Source organism: Mesorhizobium sp. WSM4308, assembly GCF_002294905.1.
Classification (GTDB): Bacteria; Pseudomonadota; Alphaproteobacteria; order Rhizobiales; family Rhizobiaceae; genus Mesorhizobium.
Genome location: NZ_NSFW01000007.1, coordinates 325,524 through 345,368, shown reverse-complemented (window position 1 = coordinate 345,368; position 19,845 = coordinate 325,524). Strand labels below are relative to the sequence as shown.

Here is a 19,845-nt window from a genome sequence, read left to right as displayed (position 1 = left end):
AGTGAGCATTTCCAACGCTTTGCTTGCACGTTTGAAGGATCCGTGGCTTGTTACTGACAAGGCCTTGATCGCCGGTGAATGGCTGTCGGCGGCCGATGGCGGCAAGACTTTCGACATTACCAACCCGTCGACCGGTGAAGTTATCGCGACCCTGCCGGACATGGGTCGCGCCGAGGCGGCCCGCGCTGTCGATGCCGCCTACAAGGCGCAGAAGGACTGGGCAAAAAAGACGGCCAAGGATAGAGCCGCGATCCTTCGCAGCCTCTACGATCTGATGCTCGCCAATACCGACGATCTTGCCGCCATCCTGACCATGGAAATGGGCAAGCCGCTGGCCGAAGCCCGGGGAGAAATCCTCTATGGCGCCTCTTATGTCGAATGGTTCGGCGAAGAGGCCAAGCGCGTTTATGGCGATACTATCCCGGGCCACCAGCAGGACAAGCGGATCATCGTCCTCAAGCAGCCGGTTGGCGTCGTTGCGGCGATCACGCCGTGGAATTTCCCGAACGCGATGCTGGCGCGCAAGTTCGCGCCCGCTGTCGCTGCCGGCTGCGCCATGGTGTCGAAGCCTGCGGCCGAGACGCCGCTTTCGGCGCTGTCGCTGGCGCTACTGGCGGAACGCGCCGGACTGCCGTCCGGCGTCTTCAGCGTCGTCACCTCGACCGATTCCTCCTCCATCGGCAAGGAATTCACCGAGAACGCCAAGGTGCGCAAACTGACCTTCACCGGCTCGACCGGCGTCGGCAAGATCCTGATGCGTCAGGGTGCAGAGCAGATCATGAAACTTGGTCTCGAGCTCGGCGGCAATGCGCCGTTCATCGTGTTCGACGATGCCGATCTCGATGCGGCGGTCGAAGGTGCGATGGTGTCGAAATACCGCAACAACGGCCAGACCTGCGTCTGCGCCAACCGGCTCTACGTGCAGGCTGGCGTCTACGACGTCTTTGCCGAAAAGCTGGCGGCGAAGGTTGCGGCACTCAAAGTCGGAGACGGTTTCGAGGACGGCGTCAATGCCGGCCCGCTCATCACCCAGAAGGCCGTGGAGAAGGTGGAAGAGCATATCGCCGATGCCCTTTCCAAAGGCGCCAGCATCACGCTGGGCGGCAAGCCCGCCGACAGAGCGGGGTTGTTCTTCCAGCCGACCATCCTGACCGGTGTGACGTCAGACATGAAGGTTGCCCGCGAGGAAACCTTCGGACCGGTTGCGCCGCTGTTCAAGTTCGAGACCGAGGAAGAGGTGATCGAAATGGCGAACAACACCCAATTCGGGCTTGCCTCCTATTTTTATGCCAAGGACCTGTCGAAGGTGTTCCGCGTCGCCGAGGCGCTCGAATACGGAATGGTCGGCATCAATACCGGCCTGATCTCCAACGAGACGGCGCCTTTCGGCGGCATCAAGCAATCCGGCCAGGGCCGCGAAGGCTCGAAATATGGTCTGGAGGACTATCTGGAGATCAAATATCTTTGCCTCTCGATCGAAGGATGAGGGCTGACGCGCTCATTGCTCACCTCCTGAACACGGCAACGGCCGACACCGAAATGGATCTTAAATGGCATGGAAACCTCGTCATTCGGCCAATCGCAGCCAGCGATGAACAGGAATGGCGGCGGCTGTGGACCGCACTTCTACGAAACCAGACCACCTTCAGCCGCTTTGTTTCGGAGGGCGAGTTCAAGCCCAACGGCTTCATCGCCATGGTGAATGAAAAGCCGGTCGGCCTTGTGCAGTATATCCAGCATCGCACGGCCTGATCGACCAAGAACAAATTGTTATCTGCACGACCTCTATGCCGATCCCGAGAGCTGAAGCACGGGCGTCGGGCGGGCCCTCATCGAAACGGTCTATGCAAAGCCGACGAACTTGGCATAGCCAACCTCTATTGGCTGATCCAGAGGCACAATGCCACGGCGCAGGCTCTATGACCGGATCGCCCGCAATACGCTGGCGGATGCTCGTGGGCGGGGCGCGCAAGCTGACTAACATTCCGCAGCCAACGGCCTAGGAGCACTCGTGCTACGCGCCATGCCCATAACGTATCGCGATCCACGCGTTTGGAGTTCGTTCGAACTCGCGATCAGCACAAAGTTCGCCATGCAGGTGACGCTCGAGTGGCGGAAATTCGAAGAATCGTCGCCGATTTCTTCGTCCGTTGCGTCGCCATCGCTGGCCTAGGTGCCGGGCTTGCGATCCACGAGCGTGTTGTGTGTTAGATTTTCAACTATCTTGTTGACATAAGTTAGCAATATCACATAAACCTCTGCCTCATGCCGAAAGGCACAAGAGAAAATGTTCGGGAGGAGAACAAGATGAATTCCTTGAGCGGGTCCCGCAAGCGGGTTGCGGGCGCGGTGTTGCACGGGGCTGTCCTCGTCGCGATGGGTTTGTGTTGGGCCGTTCCGGCCTTCGCCAACGATGTCATCCGCGTCGTTTCGCCTTACCAGACTACGACGCTCGATCCGATGCGCTCCGCGGCAGCTGGCAACATCGAAACCTACGGCCAGCTTTATTCGCGCCTGCTGCGCCGCAACTCCGAAACCGGCGCGCTGGAGCCTGGGCTCGCCGAGAAATGGGAGATCTCGCCGGACGGCAAGACTTACACCTTCCATCTGCGCGATGCACAGTTCTCGGACGGTTCGCCGATCACGGCTGCCGACGTGGCCTTCAGCCTCGACCGTATCCGAAGCGACAAGAAATCGGCTTATCCTGCGCCGCTGGGCCCCGTGGAATCGGTGACCGCGGCTGATGCGAAAACCGTGGTGATCACGCTCAAGTCGGCCTTCGCGCCGTTCCTCGGCAATGCGGAGATCTGGAACATGGGCATCGTCTCGAAGGCCGATGTGGGGAAGCGCGGCGAGGAGGCGGCTTTCGCCACGGTCCCGGTTACGTCCGGCCCGTATGAAGTCAAACAGTGGAAGCCGAACGAGAAGCTCGTTCTCGAACCCAATCCGCACTACTGGCGCAACGGCTATCCGAAGTCGGACGCCACGGTCGAACTGATCGAGATCGCATCGCCCGAAACCCGCATCGCCATGCTGAAGGCCGGCGAGATCGACGTGGCGCGCGCGGTGCCGTGGGCGCAGATCGACGAGCTGAAGGCGACCGGGACGGTGGATATGCGGCTCGAGCCTTCGACCACCATCTACATGATCCTGCTCAATCACAAGCGCGAGCCCTTCTCCAATCTGAAGGCGCGTCAGGCGGCCGGCACGGCGATCGACAACAAGGCCATGGCCGCGGCCATCACGCGTGGCTATGCCGAACCGGCGAACACCACGCTGCCGGGCAGCATCGATTTCCATGACAAGCATTATCCGGGCATTCCGCACGACCCCGCCAAGGCAAAGGAATTACTGGCCGAATCCGGCATGGCAGGGCGCGAGGTAAAGATCCTAGCGACCGCCGATGCGCCGTCGCAGCAGACGGCACTGCTGATCCAGGCCCAATGGCAGGCGATCGGGTTGAAGCCGGTGATCGTCAATGTCGATACCGGCGCCTGGTGGGATGCCACCGGCAAGGGCGATTACGACGCCGCTGCCAACTGGTGGTACAACGAGACCACCGATCCTGACCTTGCCGTGCGCTGGGCCGTGTGCGGATCCTGCGGCTCGAACTCCTACAGCACCTTCTATGCGAACCCGAAGGTGGACACGCTCGTGGAGCAGGGCACCAAGGAGGCCGATCAGGCCAAGCGCGCGGAAATATACAAGGAGATTCAGAAGATCACCACCGAAGAGGTCGCGCAGATCCCCCTCTATTATGCGCCGAATGCGGTTGCCTATTCCAAGCGTCTCCAGGGTCTCAAGCTGACGCCCGCGCTTCAATGGACGCTGGAAGAAACGTCCCTCGGCCATTGAGCCGCCTCAAGCGCGCCCCGCGACAGGGGCGCGCCCTTGACGCTCGAACCGGAGAACCGGATTGCCCCTTCTGCAACTCATTGCGCGGCGCCTGCTGCAATTGATTGGTGTGCTTGCCGGTATCAGCCTCGTGACGTTCCTGCTCGTGCACATGGCCCCCGGCGATCCCGCGCGGCTTCTTGCCGGAGAGAGGGCGAGCGCCGAGACCATCGCGGCGATCCGCTCGCAATATGGGCTGGACCTGCCGCTCTGGCGGCAGTTCCTGACCTATCTCGCAAACTTGCTTTCGGGTGATATCGGCTTGTCGCTGCGCTTTCAGCGGCCGGTCAGCCAGCTTATCGAACAGTTCATGTGGCCGACGTTGTTCCTGACCGTCTATGTCATTTGCCTCGCCGTCCCGCCGACGGTCGCGCTCGCCATCCTCGGTGCGCGCCGGCCCGGCGGCGTCGCCGACCAGATCATTCGTCTGGTGGGCATTGCGGGCCTCACCATTCCGGTGTTCTGGCTGGGCATCATGATGTCGCGCTTCTTCGGCGTTAGCCTCGGCTGGTTCCCTGTGTCGGGCTACGGCACGGGTTTCACCGGGCATCTCTACCACCTCTTCCTGCCCGCGGTGTCGACGGCCATCTGGCTGGTGCCGGTTCTGACGCAGAGCCTGCGCGCCGCCCTCATCGAGAAGACGACGGCCGATTTCGTCACGGCCGCGCGGGCGCAGGGCGCCACGGAACGGCAGATCTTCTGGCAGACCATGCTGCCGAACGCCGTGCTGCCGACACTTAACCTGCTCGGCGTCATGGTGGCCTTCATGATCGGTGGCGCGATCATCGTCGAAACCGTCTATGCGGTGCCGGGCCTCGGCACGCTGATGGTCAACGCGCTGCTTGGCCGCGACTACTACGTCGTGCAGGGGCTGACTCTGGTCTTCGCGATCTCGACCGTCCTGATCACGCTGCTCGTGGATTTGCTCAGCGCCTTCATCGATCCGCGCGTCCGGCTCTGAGGAGATCGCACATGGCTGAAAGCCCCGTTCTGGCGCGGACCGCACCCTCCGTCCGCCGCATCACGCCCACCATGCTGGTTGCGCTCGTCGTCCTGTTCGCATGGCTGGTGCTGGCGCTGGCGGCCCCGATGATCGCGCCCTATGACCCAGATGCCATCGACATCATGAACATGCTCTCGCCGCCGAGTGCCGCCCATTTGTTCGGCACGGACCAGGTCGGCCGCGACGTCTTCTCGCGGGTTCTCTTCGCAAGCCGCGTCGATCTGCTGCTGTGCGTGGCCGGTGTGCTTCCACCGCTGCTGATCGGCACGACCATCGGGCTGCTGAGCGGCTATTTCGGAGGTGTGGTCGATAATGTGTTCATGCGCATCTACGACCTCACTGTTGCGTTCCCCTTCTTCGTACTGGTGCTGGCCATCGTCGGCGTGCTCGGGCCGGGGCTCCTCAACTTCATCCTGGCGCTGACGCTTGTCGGCTGGGTCAGCTACGCGCGCCTGGTGCGGGCGCAGGTGCTGACGATCCGGGAAAGCGAGTATATCCAGGCGGCCAAGTGCCTCGGCTATTCGCCGGCCGCCATCCTGGGCCATCATGTGCTGCCGAACGCCATAGGGCCCGTCATCGCCTACGCGGTCAGTGATGCGGTGCTCGTCATGCTGGCCGGCGCGAGCTTCGGCTTCCTCGGCCTGGGTGCGCAGCCGCCAGTTGCCGAGTGGGGCGTCATGATCGCCGACGGACAGGCATTCGTGCAGCAAGCCTGGTGGATATGCCTGTTCCCCGGTCTGGCCGCGATTTCGCTCGGCCTCGGCTTTGCTTTGCTCGGTGATGGGCTGGGACAGATACATCGTAGGGGAGTTACGGCATGAGCCGGCTGGAGACCGGCAAGCCGCCGCTGCTTGACGTCAAGGACCTCTCCGTCAGCTTCGGCGGCTTTGCGGCGGTCAAGAACGTTTCGTTCACGCTCCAGGCGGGAGAGGTCCTCGGCATCGTCGGCGAAAGCGGCTCGGGCAAGTCCGTGACCTGCCGTGCCGTGATGCGGCTGCTGACCGGCGCGGCGCGCGCCGAGGGTACGGTGGCGCTCGACGGGCAGGATCTTCTGGCGCTCGGGGAGGAAGAACTGTGCGCCATTCGCGGCCGCGACATCGGCATGATTTTCCAGAACCCGGCATCGCATCTCAACCCGCTGCGCCGCATTGGCCAGCAGGTCGCGGCGCCGATGATCCGGCATCTCGGCATCGGCAAACGCGAAGGTCTGCTGCGGGCGGTCAAGCTGCTGGAAGACGTCGGTATCCACGAACCGGAAAAGCGTGCGCGCTCCTATCCGCACGAATTTTCCGGCGGTATGAAACAGCGAGCGATGATCGCCGCCGCCATCGGCTGCCAACCGAAGCTGCTGATCGCCGACGAGCCGACGACCGCCCTCGACGTCACCGTGCAGGCCCGCATTCTTGAGTTACTCAAGGAGCTAAACCGCAAGACCGGGCTGGCGATGATCCTCATATCGCACGATCTCGGCGTCGTCACGGATATCTGCTCGCGCGTCGTGGTCATGCGCAATGGCGAGGTGGTGGAGCAGGGGCCGATCGACGACGTCATCAACCGGCCGCGCCATGCCTATACAAGACTGCTGATCGAATCCCAGCCCGGCCGCAAGAGCTATGGCACGGTCGGCAGCCCGGATCGGGGAACATCGCTGCTTCGCGTCGAAAATCTTTCGGTGACATTCCCCACCGGGCAGGGCTTGCTCGGCGGCTTCGGAAGCAGCAATTCCTTCCGCGCCCTCGATGGCGTCGATCTGGAGATCAATACGGGCGAAACGGTCGGCATCGTCGGCGAAAGCGGTTCGGGCAAGAGCACGCTCGCCCGGTCGATCATTCGCCTGAACACGCCGAGCGGCGGCGCGATCCGCCTGGACGGACAGGATGTCGGGGCGCTCGGCGGCGAGGCGCTGACTGCCTTCCGCCGCCGCGTGCAGATGGTGTTCCAGAACCCGTACGATTCACTCAATCCGCGCCTGACGATTGCCGAGGCCGTCGCGGAGCCGATCTGGCGGCACGGCATCGCGGACCGAAAAACGGCGCGGAAAGAAGCCGATGCATTGCTGGAGATGGTGGAATTGCCGAGCAGCCTGCGCGATCGCAAGCCGCAGCAGCTTTCCGGCGGCCAATGCCAGCGCGTTGGCCTAGCACGGGCGCTGGCGCTGAAGCCGCAGCTTCTCATCGCGGACGAAATCACCTCGGCCCTCGATGTCACGACGCAGGCGCAGATCCTGGAACTGCTCGTGCGGCTCCAGCGCCAGCGCTCGCTGACGCTGCTCTACATTTCGCACGATCTTGCCGTGGTCAGCAGCCTTTGCCAGCGCGTCTATGTCTTCAAGGCCGGGCGCGTCGTCGAGCAAGGCGTGGCACAGCAGGTTCTGTCCACACCGCAGGATCCCTATACGCAGGCGCTGGTCGGTTCGCTGGCCCGGCTGCCGACGACCCAGACAATCCCTCATTCACAACCGGTAGCGGGCCATGCGACTTGATGAATATGCAGCCCGTGATGGAACCGGCCTCGCACGCCTGCTGGCGAAAGGCGAGGTCACTCCGAGGGAGATCGGCCGGTGCGTGGAACAGGCCGTCGCGGCCGTGAACCCTGCGCTGAACGCCGTCATTGAACTTTACCCGGACGCGCTCGAGTCCCTGCCGGAGGCGGCGTCCGCCACCCCCTTCGGCGGCATTGCCACCCTCACCAAAGACTTCCCGATCGAGGCGGGCCGCCCGGCCGAGTTCGGCAGCCGTCTCGCGCAAGGTTTCCGCGCCGGCCATGATGCCGTCTACTGGACACGGCTGCGCGCCGGCGGCCTGAACAATGTCGGCCGCACGACAAGTTCCGAATTTGGCGTCCCAGCGGCGACGGAATCGCCCTTGTATGGCGCAACCCGCAATCCGTGGAACCCGGAACGTGGCGTTGCCGGCTCCAGCGGCGGGGCAGCGGCCGCCGTTGCTGCGGGTATCGTGCCTTTCGCGCAGGGCAGCGACGGTGGTGGATCAATCCGCAATCCGGCGGCGTTCTGCGGCTTAATCGGTCTTAAACCCTCACGCGGGCGTGTAACCGGCGCGCCGAATGCAAATGCCCGGCTTCTGGGCCTGGCAACGGCCTTTATGCTCACACGCTCCGTCCGCGATACTGCAGCCCTGCTCGACCTGTGCCATGGCCCGGATGCCGGCGACGGCTATGAGATCGCACCGCCAGTGGGCACCTATCTCGACGCCATCGAGCACAGGCCCCACGGGCTGCGCATCGCCCTGTGCACGCGCTCGTGGTCCGGCGTACAGATCGACCCGGAGGTTGCTGCCGCGGCAAGATCGGCGGCGGAGCGGTTTTCATCCCTTGGCCACCATGTGGAGGAGGCGTCGCCGGACTTCGATTATCCGGTCTTCCTCCAGGCGCAGAAGGTTATCTGGGCCGCGGACGCCGCCGCGCATATGCCGGCAATGGCGCGGCATATGAACCGCTCGCTGGAGGAAGCGCTTGGCACAAGCGTATATGCTCTTTATCGCTGGGGGCTCTGCATCAGCGGCGCACAGCTTATCGACGCGCTTGCCGTCTATGATCGCGTGACCCGGCAGGTCGGGCGCTTTCTTGCCGGATATGATCTCTTGCTGACGCCGACCAGCGGCATTTTGCCGGAACCGATCGGCACCTTCGATCCCAATCGCGCCGGCATCGACGCGGAGGGCGTGTTCGACGATCTGGCGCCGAAGGAGACGTTCACGGCGCTGTTCAATGCGACAGGACAGCCCGCGATATCCCTGCCGCTCGGGCGCAGCTGGGACGGCCTGCCCATCGGCATCCAGCTCGTGGCCCGCTTTGGACGGGAAGACCTGCTGCTTGCGGCTGCGCGGCAAATCGAGGAAGAGGTAGAAAGCGCTCCCGGCATCTGGGGACAGGGGCGTCCGGCCATTTACGCCGGCAATTTCTAGGAGTCTGTCATTGTGGCGAAAGCACGAAGCGGCAAGGATGCCAAGGGATCGAACGGCGTTGAGGAGAAGATGGACATCGAAGCGATCCTGCGCGACCGCATGTCTGGGTTTTCGCCCTCGGAGCAAAGCCTTGCGGCCTATATCTTGGACAATATCCAGATTTTGCCCTTCGAGACCGGCAGCAGCATAGCGCAGGCGGTCGGCGTCAGCGAGATGACGGTCACGCGGTTCGTTCGCGGCCTCGGCTTCGAGAATCTGCGCGACCTCAAGAAACGATTGCGCGTGGCGGTCACGGAGAAGGACAGCGAAATCGATGACTACATGGCCCGCTTTCAGATGCGCGAAGGCCGGCAGCAGATGCTGCAGGAAAGCCTGCGGCTGGAGCTGGATGCCATCGTGAAGGCCTATGCCTTGACCACGTCCGAAGTGTGGGACGAGGCGGCGAGCTTGCTGGCAAAGGCGCGCACCATCTATGTCGTCGGTTTCCAGGCCTCGAAGGGCCTGGCGCTGGATTTCGCCAGCCGCCTGCTCTGGGCGCGTTCCAACGTCATTTTCATCGACAACGCGTCGGGCACGTTCGGCGAGATCATCAATGCAGATCCCAAGCAGAGCGCCGTCGTCCTCGTTGACACGGCCTCTTACGCGACGCGCGGCATCAAGCTGGTAGAGAAGCTGAAGTCGATGGACGTGCCGCTGGTCATCGTCACCGACAAGTTCAGTCACTGGGCCTTTGCCTATACGCGCTTCGTCTTCGAGGCGCATACGCATGTGAAAACCTTCTGGGATTCTACGGCAAGCCTCAGTGTCGTGCTCAATCTGCTCATCGACGCCGTTGCCACCAAACTCGGGCCAAAGGCTAAGCGCAACTTCGCCATGATGAGCGACATGGGCACCCTCTTCGGAGAATTCGTCGGCGGCAGCTATCTGCGCCGTAACGATTGATCCATTCCAAACCGCAAACGAGAGCATGCATGAGCAGTATTCCGCCATTCCGTGATCCGACTGCACCCGGCCATTCTCTCATTCCAAGGCAAGACTGGGACCGCGCGCCCTGGAACCGCTGGACCTTCCAGCATGTCCGGGACCTGCTGCCGACCACGCAGGTCTGGCGCGGAGCAGGGCCGGCAAGCCTGCTGCCGGCCGATCTGCGGGATATCGACGCCATTCCCTTCGCGGCGGAGGGGCAGGCCTATACCATTGGCAGCTTCCTCGAGACGAGCTATGCCGATGGCCTCCTGGTGCTCCATGGCGGCAAGATCGTCACCGAGCGCTACCTGAACGGCATGACACCGCATACCCAGCACCTGTCGCAATCGGTCGCCAAGTCGGTCGTCGGCACCGTGGCGGGCATCCTGATCGCACGCGGAGTGGTCGACCCGGCCGCGTCCCTGACGCACTATCTGCCAGAGCTGGAGGCGACGGCCTATCGCGGCGCGACCGTCCAGCACGTGCTCGACATGACCAGCGGCGTGGCCTTCGACGAGACCTATACCGCGCTCGATTCCCACATGGCACAGTTGGACGCCGCCAGCGGCTGGAAAGATCGTCGGAACCCGAACTGGCCGACAGATGTCTGGAACTTGATCCTGTCTTTGAAGGATCTGGAGTGCCCGCACGGTACCTCGTTCCGATACCGCTCGATCGAGACGGATGTCCTGTCGTTCGTTCTACAGCGCGCCGCCGCTACCCCGCTTGCAGAACTCGTCAGCCGTGAACTGTGGGCGCCGATGGGTGCGGAGGAAGACGCCTATTTCACCGTGGACGCTGCCGGCTATGCTCTGGGTGACGGCGGGTTCAATGCGACTCTTCGCGACTATGGACGTCTCGCCCTGCTGCATCTTCGCGGCGGCGAGATCGACGGCCGGCGTATCGTGCCGACCGAGTGGATTGCCGGGACACGGTTCGGTGCTGATCCGAGACTCTTCGGCGGCATCTATCAAGAGGTTCTGCCCGCCGGCGCATATCACAACCAGTTCTGGATCGAGGATACCGCACGCGGCGTCTATATGGCCCGCGGGGTCTTCGGCCAACTGATCTACATCGATCCGGTGGCGGATTTCGCGGCGGTTGTCCTGTCGAGCTGGCCGGAATTCGTCAGCACGGCGCGGCTGCGGACAGCGCTGGCGGCGGTCAGGGCTATCCGAGGGGCGCTGTCGTCGTAGCGAGCGGGCTATTCCCTGTTCGGGTCCGCAGCCGGCTGGCCGGGATCGTCCAGACGCGGAGCGTGAGAGATCGGAGACGCCGATGCGGTCGGCTATGGCCAGTTCGTGCTGGCGCGGCTGACGGACTATGCGGGCGTCTGTAAACCACCTCCAAAAGATCGCGCCAGGTTACGTCGGAATTTGCCTTGCGTTGCTGATGGAGTTTGCGTTGAACGCCCCGACCCAAGCTTCGTCCATGTCCTATATGGAACGGGTGAAACGCAACGATACAAGCCGAATGCTACCGCGGATCGCCTCCCGAGGGGCCGGTTTCGCCCGTTCAGTTCTTTTCGCGGCGCCAGACCGGCCGCAGTATGATGAGCGGAGGCCCGGTGCACCAATGCAGAAAGCGTGTGACGATGATTCCTGAATCGGCCGGAGCCACTCCGTACGGCATTTTCCTCTTGGCGGATGACTACCTGTCTGCCGCCAAGCTCGCCTTTGAGTCAGGGGGTTCGTGCGCGGCCGGTCATAGAGGCCTCGGTCGATCCGGCGCAGCTCCCCGGCGGCTGCCAGGCGCTGCAGGGGTCTTGTCCACGGCGACGCGCGCCGAGATCGGCGAAGTCGCCGGATTTTCGGACACTCCATGCGCCAGGATGGGAGCGAGCCAACCTGCCGCAGTGACGATCACTAAGATCAGCCGTCATGGCGCTCCTCATCGTTGTCAAGGACGTCGAGAATGCGCTTGAGCTTAGCTTTAAGAGCGGGATCAGCCGCCTGATATTTTCGAAAGAACGCAATGTCGAGTTCGCTGACAGTTGGGTCGCGCTCTTCCTCATTGAGGAGAAACTCCGGTGTAACACCCAAAACTGCAGCGACGCGCGTCAATTTCTCGGCCGAGGGACGTGCTACGGGCTTGTTCTCAATCTCCCACATATAGCTTTTGCTGCTGCCGGTCGCGTGCGCCAACTGCTCAAGCGTAAGGCCCTTTTGACGGCGGAGCGAATGCACTTTGCGGCCTAGCGTTGAAGGCATAGGGACACCGTCCGATCGAGCATGTTTGGCCGCCGAAACAAGAAGTTTTGTTCTTGAACTACGAACATCGGCTACCCACCTGTCAGTACCGGAACTCCGAACCGAGAGTCTGGTTCCCGTCAATGAGGTATACATGTCTAACGAAAATAAGCCGGACCATCCGGCACATCCCAGTCACCCGCAACACCCTGACGTCCCGAAGGGACCTCCGAGTCATACACCGGGTGGCCCTGACGGTCCGCCGATCCCGTCGAACCCCCCTTCGCATCGCCCGGTCGGCCAACGACCGTAATGGTGTCAAATGCGCTCGGGGAAACCGATTGGTGGAAGTGTTGGCCATCTCTGCATGAAGCAGAGATGGCTGCGTTCAAGGCCAAAGGAGCAACCGTCAAAACGCTGAACGAGCGGCATGGATTGCTGATCCTTGAGGTCGTTTGGCCTCTGAACGACAAGCACATCACTCTTCAGGTCGGCTATTCTTCGCTTCATCCCTTTTGTAGGCCTGTAGTCTCCTCCAGCGATCTTCGGCTACCTCGTCATCAACATCCCTTCGATGGGGGATTGTGCCTGCTAATTGCCGATGGCTGTCAATGGCACCCACATCAGCGGGTCGCGGATCTCATCGACGAGCAACTGAACAAGATTCTGCGCGTCATTAAGCTACGCGAGGATGAGAACTGGAGTGACGCAGCACAACTCGAAGAGCAGGCGCCCGATCCTCTCGCGGCCTATTACGGGCACGATGCCGAACCTATTTCGGCGGTGTTTTTCTCAGAGCTAACCAAGGTTCCGAACCAGAGCTGTGGCATTGCGGAGTTTTCAGTCAATCCGCGTGGCAAAAATGGCGCGATCAACAATTTCGAAGCGATTATGCATTGCGCTAAACCTGTCAGCGGGTCTTGGTTTGCGCCTCCATTTGAACCCGGATGGGTCGGTGCGTGGCAGAGTGTGGTCGGCCGGTGGGTTCGCTTAAAGAGACCCTTACCACGAAGCCCTGAGGAGCTTTGGGCAGCCGCTGAGACCGAAATTGCTAAGCAGCCGGTGCTCAATCAGTCGGTGTGGAAGCTTAAGCAATTGGGCGAAGTAGATTTGGCTCTGACCGCTATCCTATTTGACGAAGAGGTCGACTATGGACCACATAGGCGAGGGGATGGATGGCTATTTCTTGCCAACCGTTCGATGGGGAAGGGTAAGCGGTCGGTTACATTGGTTCGCGGTTTCGGCATTTCGGAGAACATGTTCTCGCGCGTGCCGGCTGCAGCGGCGCTTCGCGGTAAGAAAATCCTTCTCATTGGATGTGGAGCAATCGGAAGTTTCGCGGCAATGGAGTTTGCTCGCGCCGGCGTCGGCAAATTGACCATCGTCGATCATGACATTGTCGAGCCTGGCAACAGCGTGCGGTGGCCGTTGGGAAGGGCCTATTGGGGTGTTCCGAAAGTCGCTGCTCTTCGTGAGGTTCTGCTGCAGAACTACCCTTCGACCAATGTCCAGCCAATATTCAATCGCCTAGGCGCAGCGACGACCAGGATTGAAGATGCCCGAAAAGCAGACCGCAGTCCGCGTTGCCAGTTCAGGCAACTAGTCGAGGAAGCCGATCTCATAATCGATGCGACCGCTTCGACCGAGTGCCAAGCCTCAATTGCGCATGAATGCCGCGCCCTCGGTAAACCCCTGGTCGTAGGGTATGCAACCGAAGGCGTTGCGGGCGGAATCGTCGTTCGTTTGCGGCCGGATCTCGAGGCCTGCTGGGTCTGCCTGAATGAACATTGGAATGACAAGAGCATCGATCTTCCCCCACAGAATCCAACGGCCACAGTGCTCCCTGTTGGATGCAACGCGCCTACATTTACCGGTGGTTCATTCGATCTGCAGGAAGTTTCGCTCGAGGTGGTTCGAAGCGGGATCGGACTGCTGGCGCCCTCGGCATATGATCCGGGTGACTGGGACTGGGCTTCGTTGAAGTTGGTCGAAGGCGAACGTCGCTGCCTTCCTACATGGGTATCGGGACATTTGGAGCCGCACGCCCGCTGCACCGGTTGCTGCCCTCGATGACGATCTGGTTGTCGCGTCCTGTCTTGGGTAAGATTCAAAAGCTCGGCATCCGCTACTATCCCGTCGAGACCGGGGGCGTTCTGCTCGGCTGGCGCGACGGCGCCGACAGAATCGTTACGGGCTTGTTAGGTTCGGGCCCCAAAGCGCTGCATGGACGCCATGCATTTCTTCCGGATCACGCTTGGCAGATGATCCATATTCGAGAGGCGTTCGAAGGCTCTTCTGGCGACCTGGACTACTTAGGAGATTGGCACACTCACCCTGACGGCGTTGCCTCTATGAGTGACCTGGATTGCAGAACGCTCTCGAAGATCGCACGACGAGTGAAGTCCCCGCTCATGATGATCGCGGCTGGAGGCGGAAGCACCTGGACGATCAACGGGTGGTTGGGCTCGCGGTCAAGTTTCTGGAGACGGTTATCGCCCAATCTGGAAACGATACGATTGTTAGACCCGCCAGAAGCTTGGCCGTCGTATTTCGAAGATTCGGAGCAGTGATCTGATCTGCACGGGTGTTAGCATTCTACGCTGACTATCAGGGCCGGATGGGAGGATTGACCACCTCAACAAAGGCGGCAAAGTCTTATCGCGGCACAGCAGGGATGGCCACTCCAAGAACTTTTCCCGGAGATCGACGTCAAAACGTGCCAGCGCGCGTTTCTATGTTCACCATTGGTGCTTCGAAAGTTGTCTAATTGTGATGGAGATGTGATGTCCGGAAATATTGGCATTTTACAGGGTTTAGGAGTCCGTAATTATGGGTCGCTGCTGGGTGGCCTATGAAATTGAAAGCAGACTATTTTTCTGGGCTGAGGGTAGGGGTTTCCGCCCCTGCGAACGAGTTTACCAACGGCTTGAATAACGGCTTATTCTGGATTGGCATCAAGTATTTGAGTTCACGCAAGATATTGTACCCTAGTTGGTAAACTCGCTCATCGCCGAGAACGGTATGATGTCCATATTATTCGGCATTTCACGGGGTTTACCAGGGTCACTGGTGGGTGGCCTATGCGATTGAAACAGGAGAGTTTTCTGACTGAGGGTAGGATTACCGATTCTGACCTGCCACTGAACATTCGTCCAGCGGCGATTAGAGCCTCGACCGTTTTGATCCGATACCGTTCTTTGGACCGCCGGAAGGTGGAGTTTCCCGGCTGCTTCACGATGGCGGGCTGGTGGCGCCATCGGGATTGATCAACGAGATCGGGACCAGTGTGCGACGCCGCCTAGCGTGAGACACGTCGGCCACGCCGCAGCTCGACAGGTTTGGCCAGGCGCGCACTATACCGCACACGATCTACTAAGCTCGGCTTAATTCCGGACAGAGACAGATAATTCTGGACGGCACAGTGGGGAACCGTTTTCAGCATAGATGGCGGAATCAGCCATACGACCCGGGACAGCTTTCTTCACGTGGACACGAGGCTGAGTTCAACGCCGGCTAGTCATAGACGCCTCCCTTTTTGAGAGAATCGGGCGACTGAGAAAGGCGCCGCATCAAGGCATGGCTGTCGTCCAAGCAGGAGGTCTCCGACGATTTTGCCGGTTGTTGGACCTAGAGTCAGTCCAAGATGACCGTGACCGAACGCATAAAGGATATGCCGGCTCGGACCAGACAGGCCTATGACTGGCAGGCTATCTGGCGTGGCAGGCCGGTGACCACTCCACTCCACGCCTCCCTCTTCCTTGATGCCCGGAAGATAGAGCTTGGCGAGCGTCGTGAGGGCTTTCGAGCGCTTGAAGTTCGGTGCAGCCTTCAAACCACCGAACTCGGCCGCCCCGCCGATCCGCAAACCGATCGAAAGCGGCGTTGCCACCAATTTCCGGTCTGCGAATATCACTTCGCGTTCAAGGGAGATGCCGGGAGAGGGGATCGTCGTGTTGTACCCACGCTCGCTCTCAAGAAGTACGTGGTCCCCCAAACGATTGGCAAGTTGTGCCGACCATGCACCTGCCGCGATGACGATCTTTGCGGCACTCAGCGTCCTTCCGCCGTTTAGCGTGATTTCCGCACCGTCGGTTGTTGGATCTACGCGGTCAACCTGGCCTCTCATGATTTGCACGCCGTTTGCGGCAAGCCAATTTCGCAAAACATCCACAACCTTTTTCGGATCCGAGACATGCGACCATTGGGGCATGAACACCCCATTTTTCACTATAGGACCGAGCGCTGGTTCCATGCCTCTGACTTGCGATCCCGACAGCTCTTGAGCCTCAATGCCCAGCGAACGCTTTGCGTCCCACTCGGGCTGGTCGCGTCTCAGCCCGCTCTCGCTTTCGTATACCGTCAGCGCCCCGTTACGATACAGGTCGTTCGCAAGGCCGACCTTGTTGAAGAGCGGCACGAGATCGTCATAGACGTGGCTGTTGATCGACGCGAGCGCCCCAGAAATCCGTCGCACTTCGGATGGGGTGCCAACTTTTGCGAAACCCCAAAGCCACGGCAATAGATGAGGCGCATGTCTAACCCGGATCGCTAGTGGGCCGAGCGGATCCAGAACCCAGAAGGGCACTTTCTTCCACAATCCTGGGACGGATAAGGGTATCACTTCGGTTACGGCGATGCCGCCGGCGTTGCCGAATGACGCTTTGTCACCCTCAGGGTCGCGATCGATTATTGTTACAGCCGCTCCGCTTTGTAGCGCCTCGTAGGCGACACTCAATCCGACAATGCCGGCGCCGATGACAATGACGCTCATCCTAGCCATCTAATTTGCTCTCTTTCCCGAAATGTGAAACGTTGGCAACTGTATCCAATCTACAATGCCTTGACAATTCTGGATCCAAGTGGTTTGATTCAGATGCCCTGATGGCCGGCTTGCGCACTTTTGGGAGGAATGGCTTGGACGCCGAAAGAATTCACCGCGATGCGGTCATAATCGATGCCGTAGCCCCGCTTCTCGATAAGAAGCAATACGTGGACTCATATAAAGTGGGCGGTGCTACCTGCGTGGCTCCGACCGTTGCGGGGAATACCGACACGCCCGCAACTGCCCTTAAGACGATCGGCAGCTGGTTGCACTTCATACGGTCTAGAAAAGATCTCAAGCTGGTGCAGAAAGCATCTGACATCGAAGCTGCCAAGCGCGATGGTCAGATCGGAATCCTGTTCCATTTTCAGGGCACGGGACCCTTCGAGACAGATCTTAACCTCGTAGAGGCTTTCCAAGCGCTTGGCGTCCGGATCGTTCAGTTGACTTACAACAGGAAAGATTACGTCGGAGACGGATGCGAAGAAGAGATCGACGGGGGGCTTAGTAGGTTTGGCAGGGCTCTCGTGCAGAGGCTGAATGAGAACAGAGTTATCGTCGACTGCACCCATACTGGCTACAAGACGACGATGGATGCGTTGTCGCTGACGACAAGACCTGCGGTATTCTCGCACTCCAATTCTGCCGCCGTCTTTCCTAGCAAACGAAATATCAAAGACGATCAAGCCAAGGCTGCGGCGGCCACGGGAGGGCTTGTCGGCGTCACCGCTGTCCCGCAGTTCGTTGTGCCTGCCAACGGTGCCGCGGCGCGTCCGTCGCTTGACGATCTGATAGCGCATATCGATCATTTCGTCTCGCTTATCGGCATCGACCACGTCGGCCTGGGACTCGATTACTGGTGGGGGACTCTTCCGTTCTCCGACCTCGATACAGTGATCAGCCAGTGGGAGCACGCTATCAGCGGGGGGGCTTGGAGCCCGGACGCCTACCCACGCCCACCCCATTACAACCCGCCCGAAATTGAAACGCCCGAGATGTTCCTCGGAATGACGGAGGGGCTTATCCGACGCGGGTACAATGAGGACGACATCCGCAAGATATTGGGACTGAACTGGCTGCGTGTCTTCCGGGAAGTCTGGGGAGGGTGACCTTGTGGCTTTCAACCTGGAAGATTTTCGGAGGCCGGGACCTAAACTTCTTGCGGTGCCCGAACAGCAGATGACTCCTTCCATCCTTTCAGTATCTCATTTGGTCACCTCTTTCCGGGCGGGAGGCCGCTGGAATCCCGTTGTGAATGACGTGTCGTTCGAGATCGGCGCGAGGGAGACTGTCGCTGTCGTTGGCGAATCCGGATCCGGCAAGAGCGTGACTGCGCTCTCGATAATGCGGCTAAACTCCGAGCGCGCGAGCGAGGTCAAAGGATCAATCAAGCTCGAGGGGAAGGAACTGCTCACGCTGCCGGATGCCGAAATGCGCCGTATCCGCGGCAATGAAATTGCCATGATCTTCCAGGAACCGATGACTTCACTGAACCCGGTGCTGACCATTGGCTTTCAGATCGCCGAGGCGCTGATCCTGCATCGTGGCCTGTCACGATCCGAGGCTGAGGCGGAGACGATACGACTCCTGGAGAAGGTGCGCATCCCCGCCGCGAAGGCGCGCTTACATGAATATCCAGACCGCTTCTCGGGCGGCATGCGTCAACGCGTGATGATTGCGATGGCGCTAGCCTGTCAGCCGAAGCTGTTGATCGCTGACGAGCCGACGACGGCGCTTGACGTGACGATACAGGCGCAGATCCTGGAGCTGATCAAGGAGTTGCAGGACGAGGAGGGCATGTCAGTCCTCTTCATCACGCACGACATGGGCGTCGTCGCCGAGATCGCCGACCGCACTGTGGTCATGTATAACGGCCAAGTGGTCGAGGCCGCGGCCACTGAGGCGATCTTCACCAGCCCCGAACACCCCTATACGCGATCGCTGCTTTCGGCCGTTCCGAAACTCGGCTCGATGGAAGGTCATAAGCGGCCGATGCGCTTCCCGGTTGTCGACCGTGGGACTGGCCAATCCGACGTGCCGGCGGAGGTGCCGGACACCATCAAGGAGACCGAGCGCCCAGTGCTGGAGGTCGCCGGCTTGACCAAACGCTTCGAGATTCGTTCGGGTCTGTTTTCTTCGGTCAAGGGGCGCGTCTACGCGGTTGAGAATGTATCTTTCAGCGTCAAGAGCGGCGAAACCTTGGCGCTGGTCGGCGAGTCAGGCTGTGGTAAGTCGACGACCGGCCGCACGGTGATGCGATTGACCGAGCCGCTCTCGGGTTCGATTTTGCTCGACGGCGTCGATCTTCTCAATCTTAACCAACATGAATTGCGCAAGAAGCGTAATCGCATGCAGATGATCTTCCAGGATCCGTTCGCATCACTCAATCCGCGCATGAATGTCGGCACGGCGGTAATCGAACCGCTGCTGATCAATAATCTCGCCAGCCGCTCGGAAGCACGCGACAAGGTCGTCGACCTCCTGCAGCAGGTTGGTCTTTCGCCCGACATGGTCAACCGCTTTCCGCATGAATTCTCGGGAGGGCAACGCCAGCGCATCTGCATTGCGCGTGCGCTTGCGCTTGAGCCCCGGCTCATAGTGGCAGACGAGGCAGTCTCGGCGCTCGATGTTTCCATCAAGGCCCAGGTCGTCAATCTGATGTTGGATCTGCAGGCCCGTATGGGGCTCGCCTATCTTTTCATCTCGCATGACATGGCGGTTGTCGAGCGCGTCAGCCACCGCGTCGCTGTGATGTATCTCGGAGAGATCGTTGAGATCGGCCCGCGCGAAGCGATTTTCCAGAATCCGCAGCATCCGTACACGAAACGGCTGCTCGCAGCAGTGCCGATCGCCGATCCGGCACGGCGCCTACATAAGCGTCCGCTCATCAATGACGAAATCAAAAGCCCGGTACGATCCACAAACTATGTCCCGCCCGTGCGGCAGTATCGCGAGGTCTCGCCCGGCCACACCGTCATGATCTGGGACCCGGAATGGGACAAGAAGGAAGCGCCAGCCGTCGCTGCCTGACGTCGTTGTGAACGGCCA

At 60.6% G+C, this 19,845-nt stretch carries 15 protein-coding genes; 13 read left to right on the top strand and 2 right to left on the bottom strand.

All coding sequences use genetic code 11. The features are described from left to right. Nucleotide 1 precedes the first annotated feature (1 nt). The 9 genes from CK227_RS15800 to CK227_RS15760 all read left to right on the top strand — a co-directional run bounded on the left by CK227_RS15800 (nucleotide 2) and on the right by CK227_RS15760 (nucleotide 10,982). A complete protein-coding gene (locus CK227_RS15800) occupies nucleotides 2-1,486 on the top strand; it encodes an NAD-dependent succinate-semialdehyde dehydrogenase (protein ID WP_095776025.1) in 1,485 nt (494 codons plus the stop codon). Beyond that, a complete protein-coding gene (locus tag CK227_RS37290) occupies nucleotides 1,483-1,752 on the top strand; it encodes a hypothetical protein (RefSeq protein ID WP_245318400.1) in 270 nt (89 codons plus the stop codon). The genes CK227_RS15800 and CK227_RS37290 overlap by 4 nt, the downstream gene beginning before the upstream one ends. Before the next feature lie 555 nt (nucleotides 1,753-2,307). Continuing rightward, nucleotides 2,308-3,855, top strand: coding sequence for an ABC transporter substrate-binding protein (locus CK227_RS15790; protein ID WP_095776007.1), 1,548 nt, complete (start codon nucleotides 2,308-2,310; stop codon nucleotides 3,853-3,855). Nucleotides 3,856-3,916: 61 nt separating this feature from the next. Further along, a complete protein-coding gene (locus CK227_RS15785; RefSeq protein WP_095776006.1) occupies nucleotides 3,917-4,855 on the top strand; it encodes an ABC transporter permease in 939 nt (312 codons plus the stop codon). A gap of 11 nt (nucleotides 4,856-4,866) precedes the next feature. After that, nucleotides 4,867-5,718 (top strand): ABC transporter permease, encoded by an 852-nt coding sequence (locus CK227_RS15780; RefSeq protein ID WP_095776005.1) that lies wholly within the window; start codon nucleotides 4,867-4,869, stop codon nucleotides 5,716-5,718. Beyond that, on the top strand, nucleotides 5,715-7,379 hold the full coding sequence (locus CK227_RS15775) for an ABC transporter ATP-binding protein (protein WP_095776004.1): 1,665 nt from the start codon (nucleotides 5,715-5,717) through the stop codon (nucleotides 7,377-7,379). Before CK227_RS15780 ends, CK227_RS15775 begins: the two co-directional genes overlap by 4 nt. Further along, the gene (locus CK227_RS15770) at nucleotides 7,369-8,820 is read left to right on the top strand and encodes an amidase family protein (RefSeq protein ID WP_095776003.1); all 1,452 of its coding nucleotides are present in this window, start codon (nucleotides 7,369-7,371) and stop codon (nucleotides 8,818-8,820) included. The genes CK227_RS15775 and CK227_RS15770 overlap by 11 nt, the downstream gene beginning before the upstream one ends. Nucleotides 8,821-8,832: 12 nt before the next feature. Beyond that, nucleotides 8,833-9,762, top strand: a complete 930-nt coding sequence (locus tag CK227_RS15765) for a MurR/RpiR family transcriptional regulator (RefSeq protein ID WP_095776002.1) — start codon at nucleotides 8,833-8,835, stop codon at nucleotides 9,760-9,762. 29 nt (nucleotides 9,763-9,791) lie between these two features. Beyond that, the gene (locus CK227_RS15760; protein ID WP_095776001.1) at nucleotides 9,792-10,982 is read left to right on the top strand and encodes a serine hydrolase; all 1,191 of its coding nucleotides are present in this window, start codon (nucleotides 9,792-9,794) and stop codon (nucleotides 10,980-10,982) included. A gap of 675 nt (nucleotides 10,983-11,657) precedes the next feature. Here the strand turns inward: CK227_RS15760 and CK227_RS15755 are convergent. Then, nucleotides 11,658-11,996 carry a helix-turn-helix transcriptional regulator gene (locus tag CK227_RS15755; protein ID WP_095776000.1) on the bottom strand — a complete coding sequence of 113 codons (339 nt, stop codon included), beginning with the start codon at nucleotides 11,994-11,996 and terminating at the stop codon, nucleotides 11,658-11,660. A 357-nt stretch (nucleotides 11,997-12,353) separates the two neighbouring features. On the opposite strand from CK227_RS15755, the gene CK227_RS15750 reads away from it, so the two are divergent. Both CK227_RS15750 and CK227_RS15745 read left to right on the top strand, forming a co-directional pair. Then, on the top strand, nucleotides 12,354-14,048 hold the full coding sequence (locus CK227_RS15750; RefSeq protein WP_245318397.1) for a ThiF family adenylyltransferase: 1,695 nt from the start codon (nucleotides 12,354-12,356) through the stop codon (nucleotides 14,046-14,048). Next, the gene (locus tag CK227_RS15745; RefSeq protein WP_179296583.1) at nucleotides 14,045-14,545 is read left to right on the top strand and encodes a Mov34/MPN/PAD-1 family protein; all 501 of its coding nucleotides are present in this window, start codon (nucleotides 14,045-14,047) and stop codon (nucleotides 14,543-14,545) included. Before CK227_RS15750 ends, CK227_RS15745 begins: the two co-directional genes overlap by 4 nt. Before the next feature lie 947 nt (nucleotides 14,546-15,492). Here the strand turns inward: CK227_RS15745 and CK227_RS15740 are convergent. After that, nucleotides 15,493-16,746 (bottom strand): FAD-binding oxidoreductase, encoded by a 1,254-nt coding sequence (locus CK227_RS15740; RefSeq protein WP_142886645.1) that lies wholly within the window; start codon nucleotides 16,744-16,746, stop codon nucleotides 15,493-15,495. 143 nt (nucleotides 16,747-16,889) lie between these two features. Between CK227_RS15740 and CK227_RS15735 the strand changes: the two genes are divergently transcribed. Then, nucleotides 16,890-17,906 (top strand): dipeptidase, encoded by a 1,017-nt coding sequence (locus CK227_RS15735; protein WP_095776024.1) that lies wholly within the window; start codon nucleotides 16,890-16,892, stop codon nucleotides 17,904-17,906. 70 nt (nucleotides 17,907-17,976) lie between these two features. After that, nucleotides 17,977-19,827 (top strand): ABC transporter ATP-binding protein, encoded by a 1,851-nt coding sequence (locus CK227_RS15730; protein ID WP_095776023.1) that lies wholly within the window; start codon nucleotides 17,977-17,979, stop codon nucleotides 19,825-19,827. The last annotated feature ends 18 nt before the right edge of the window (nucleotides 19,828-19,845 follow it).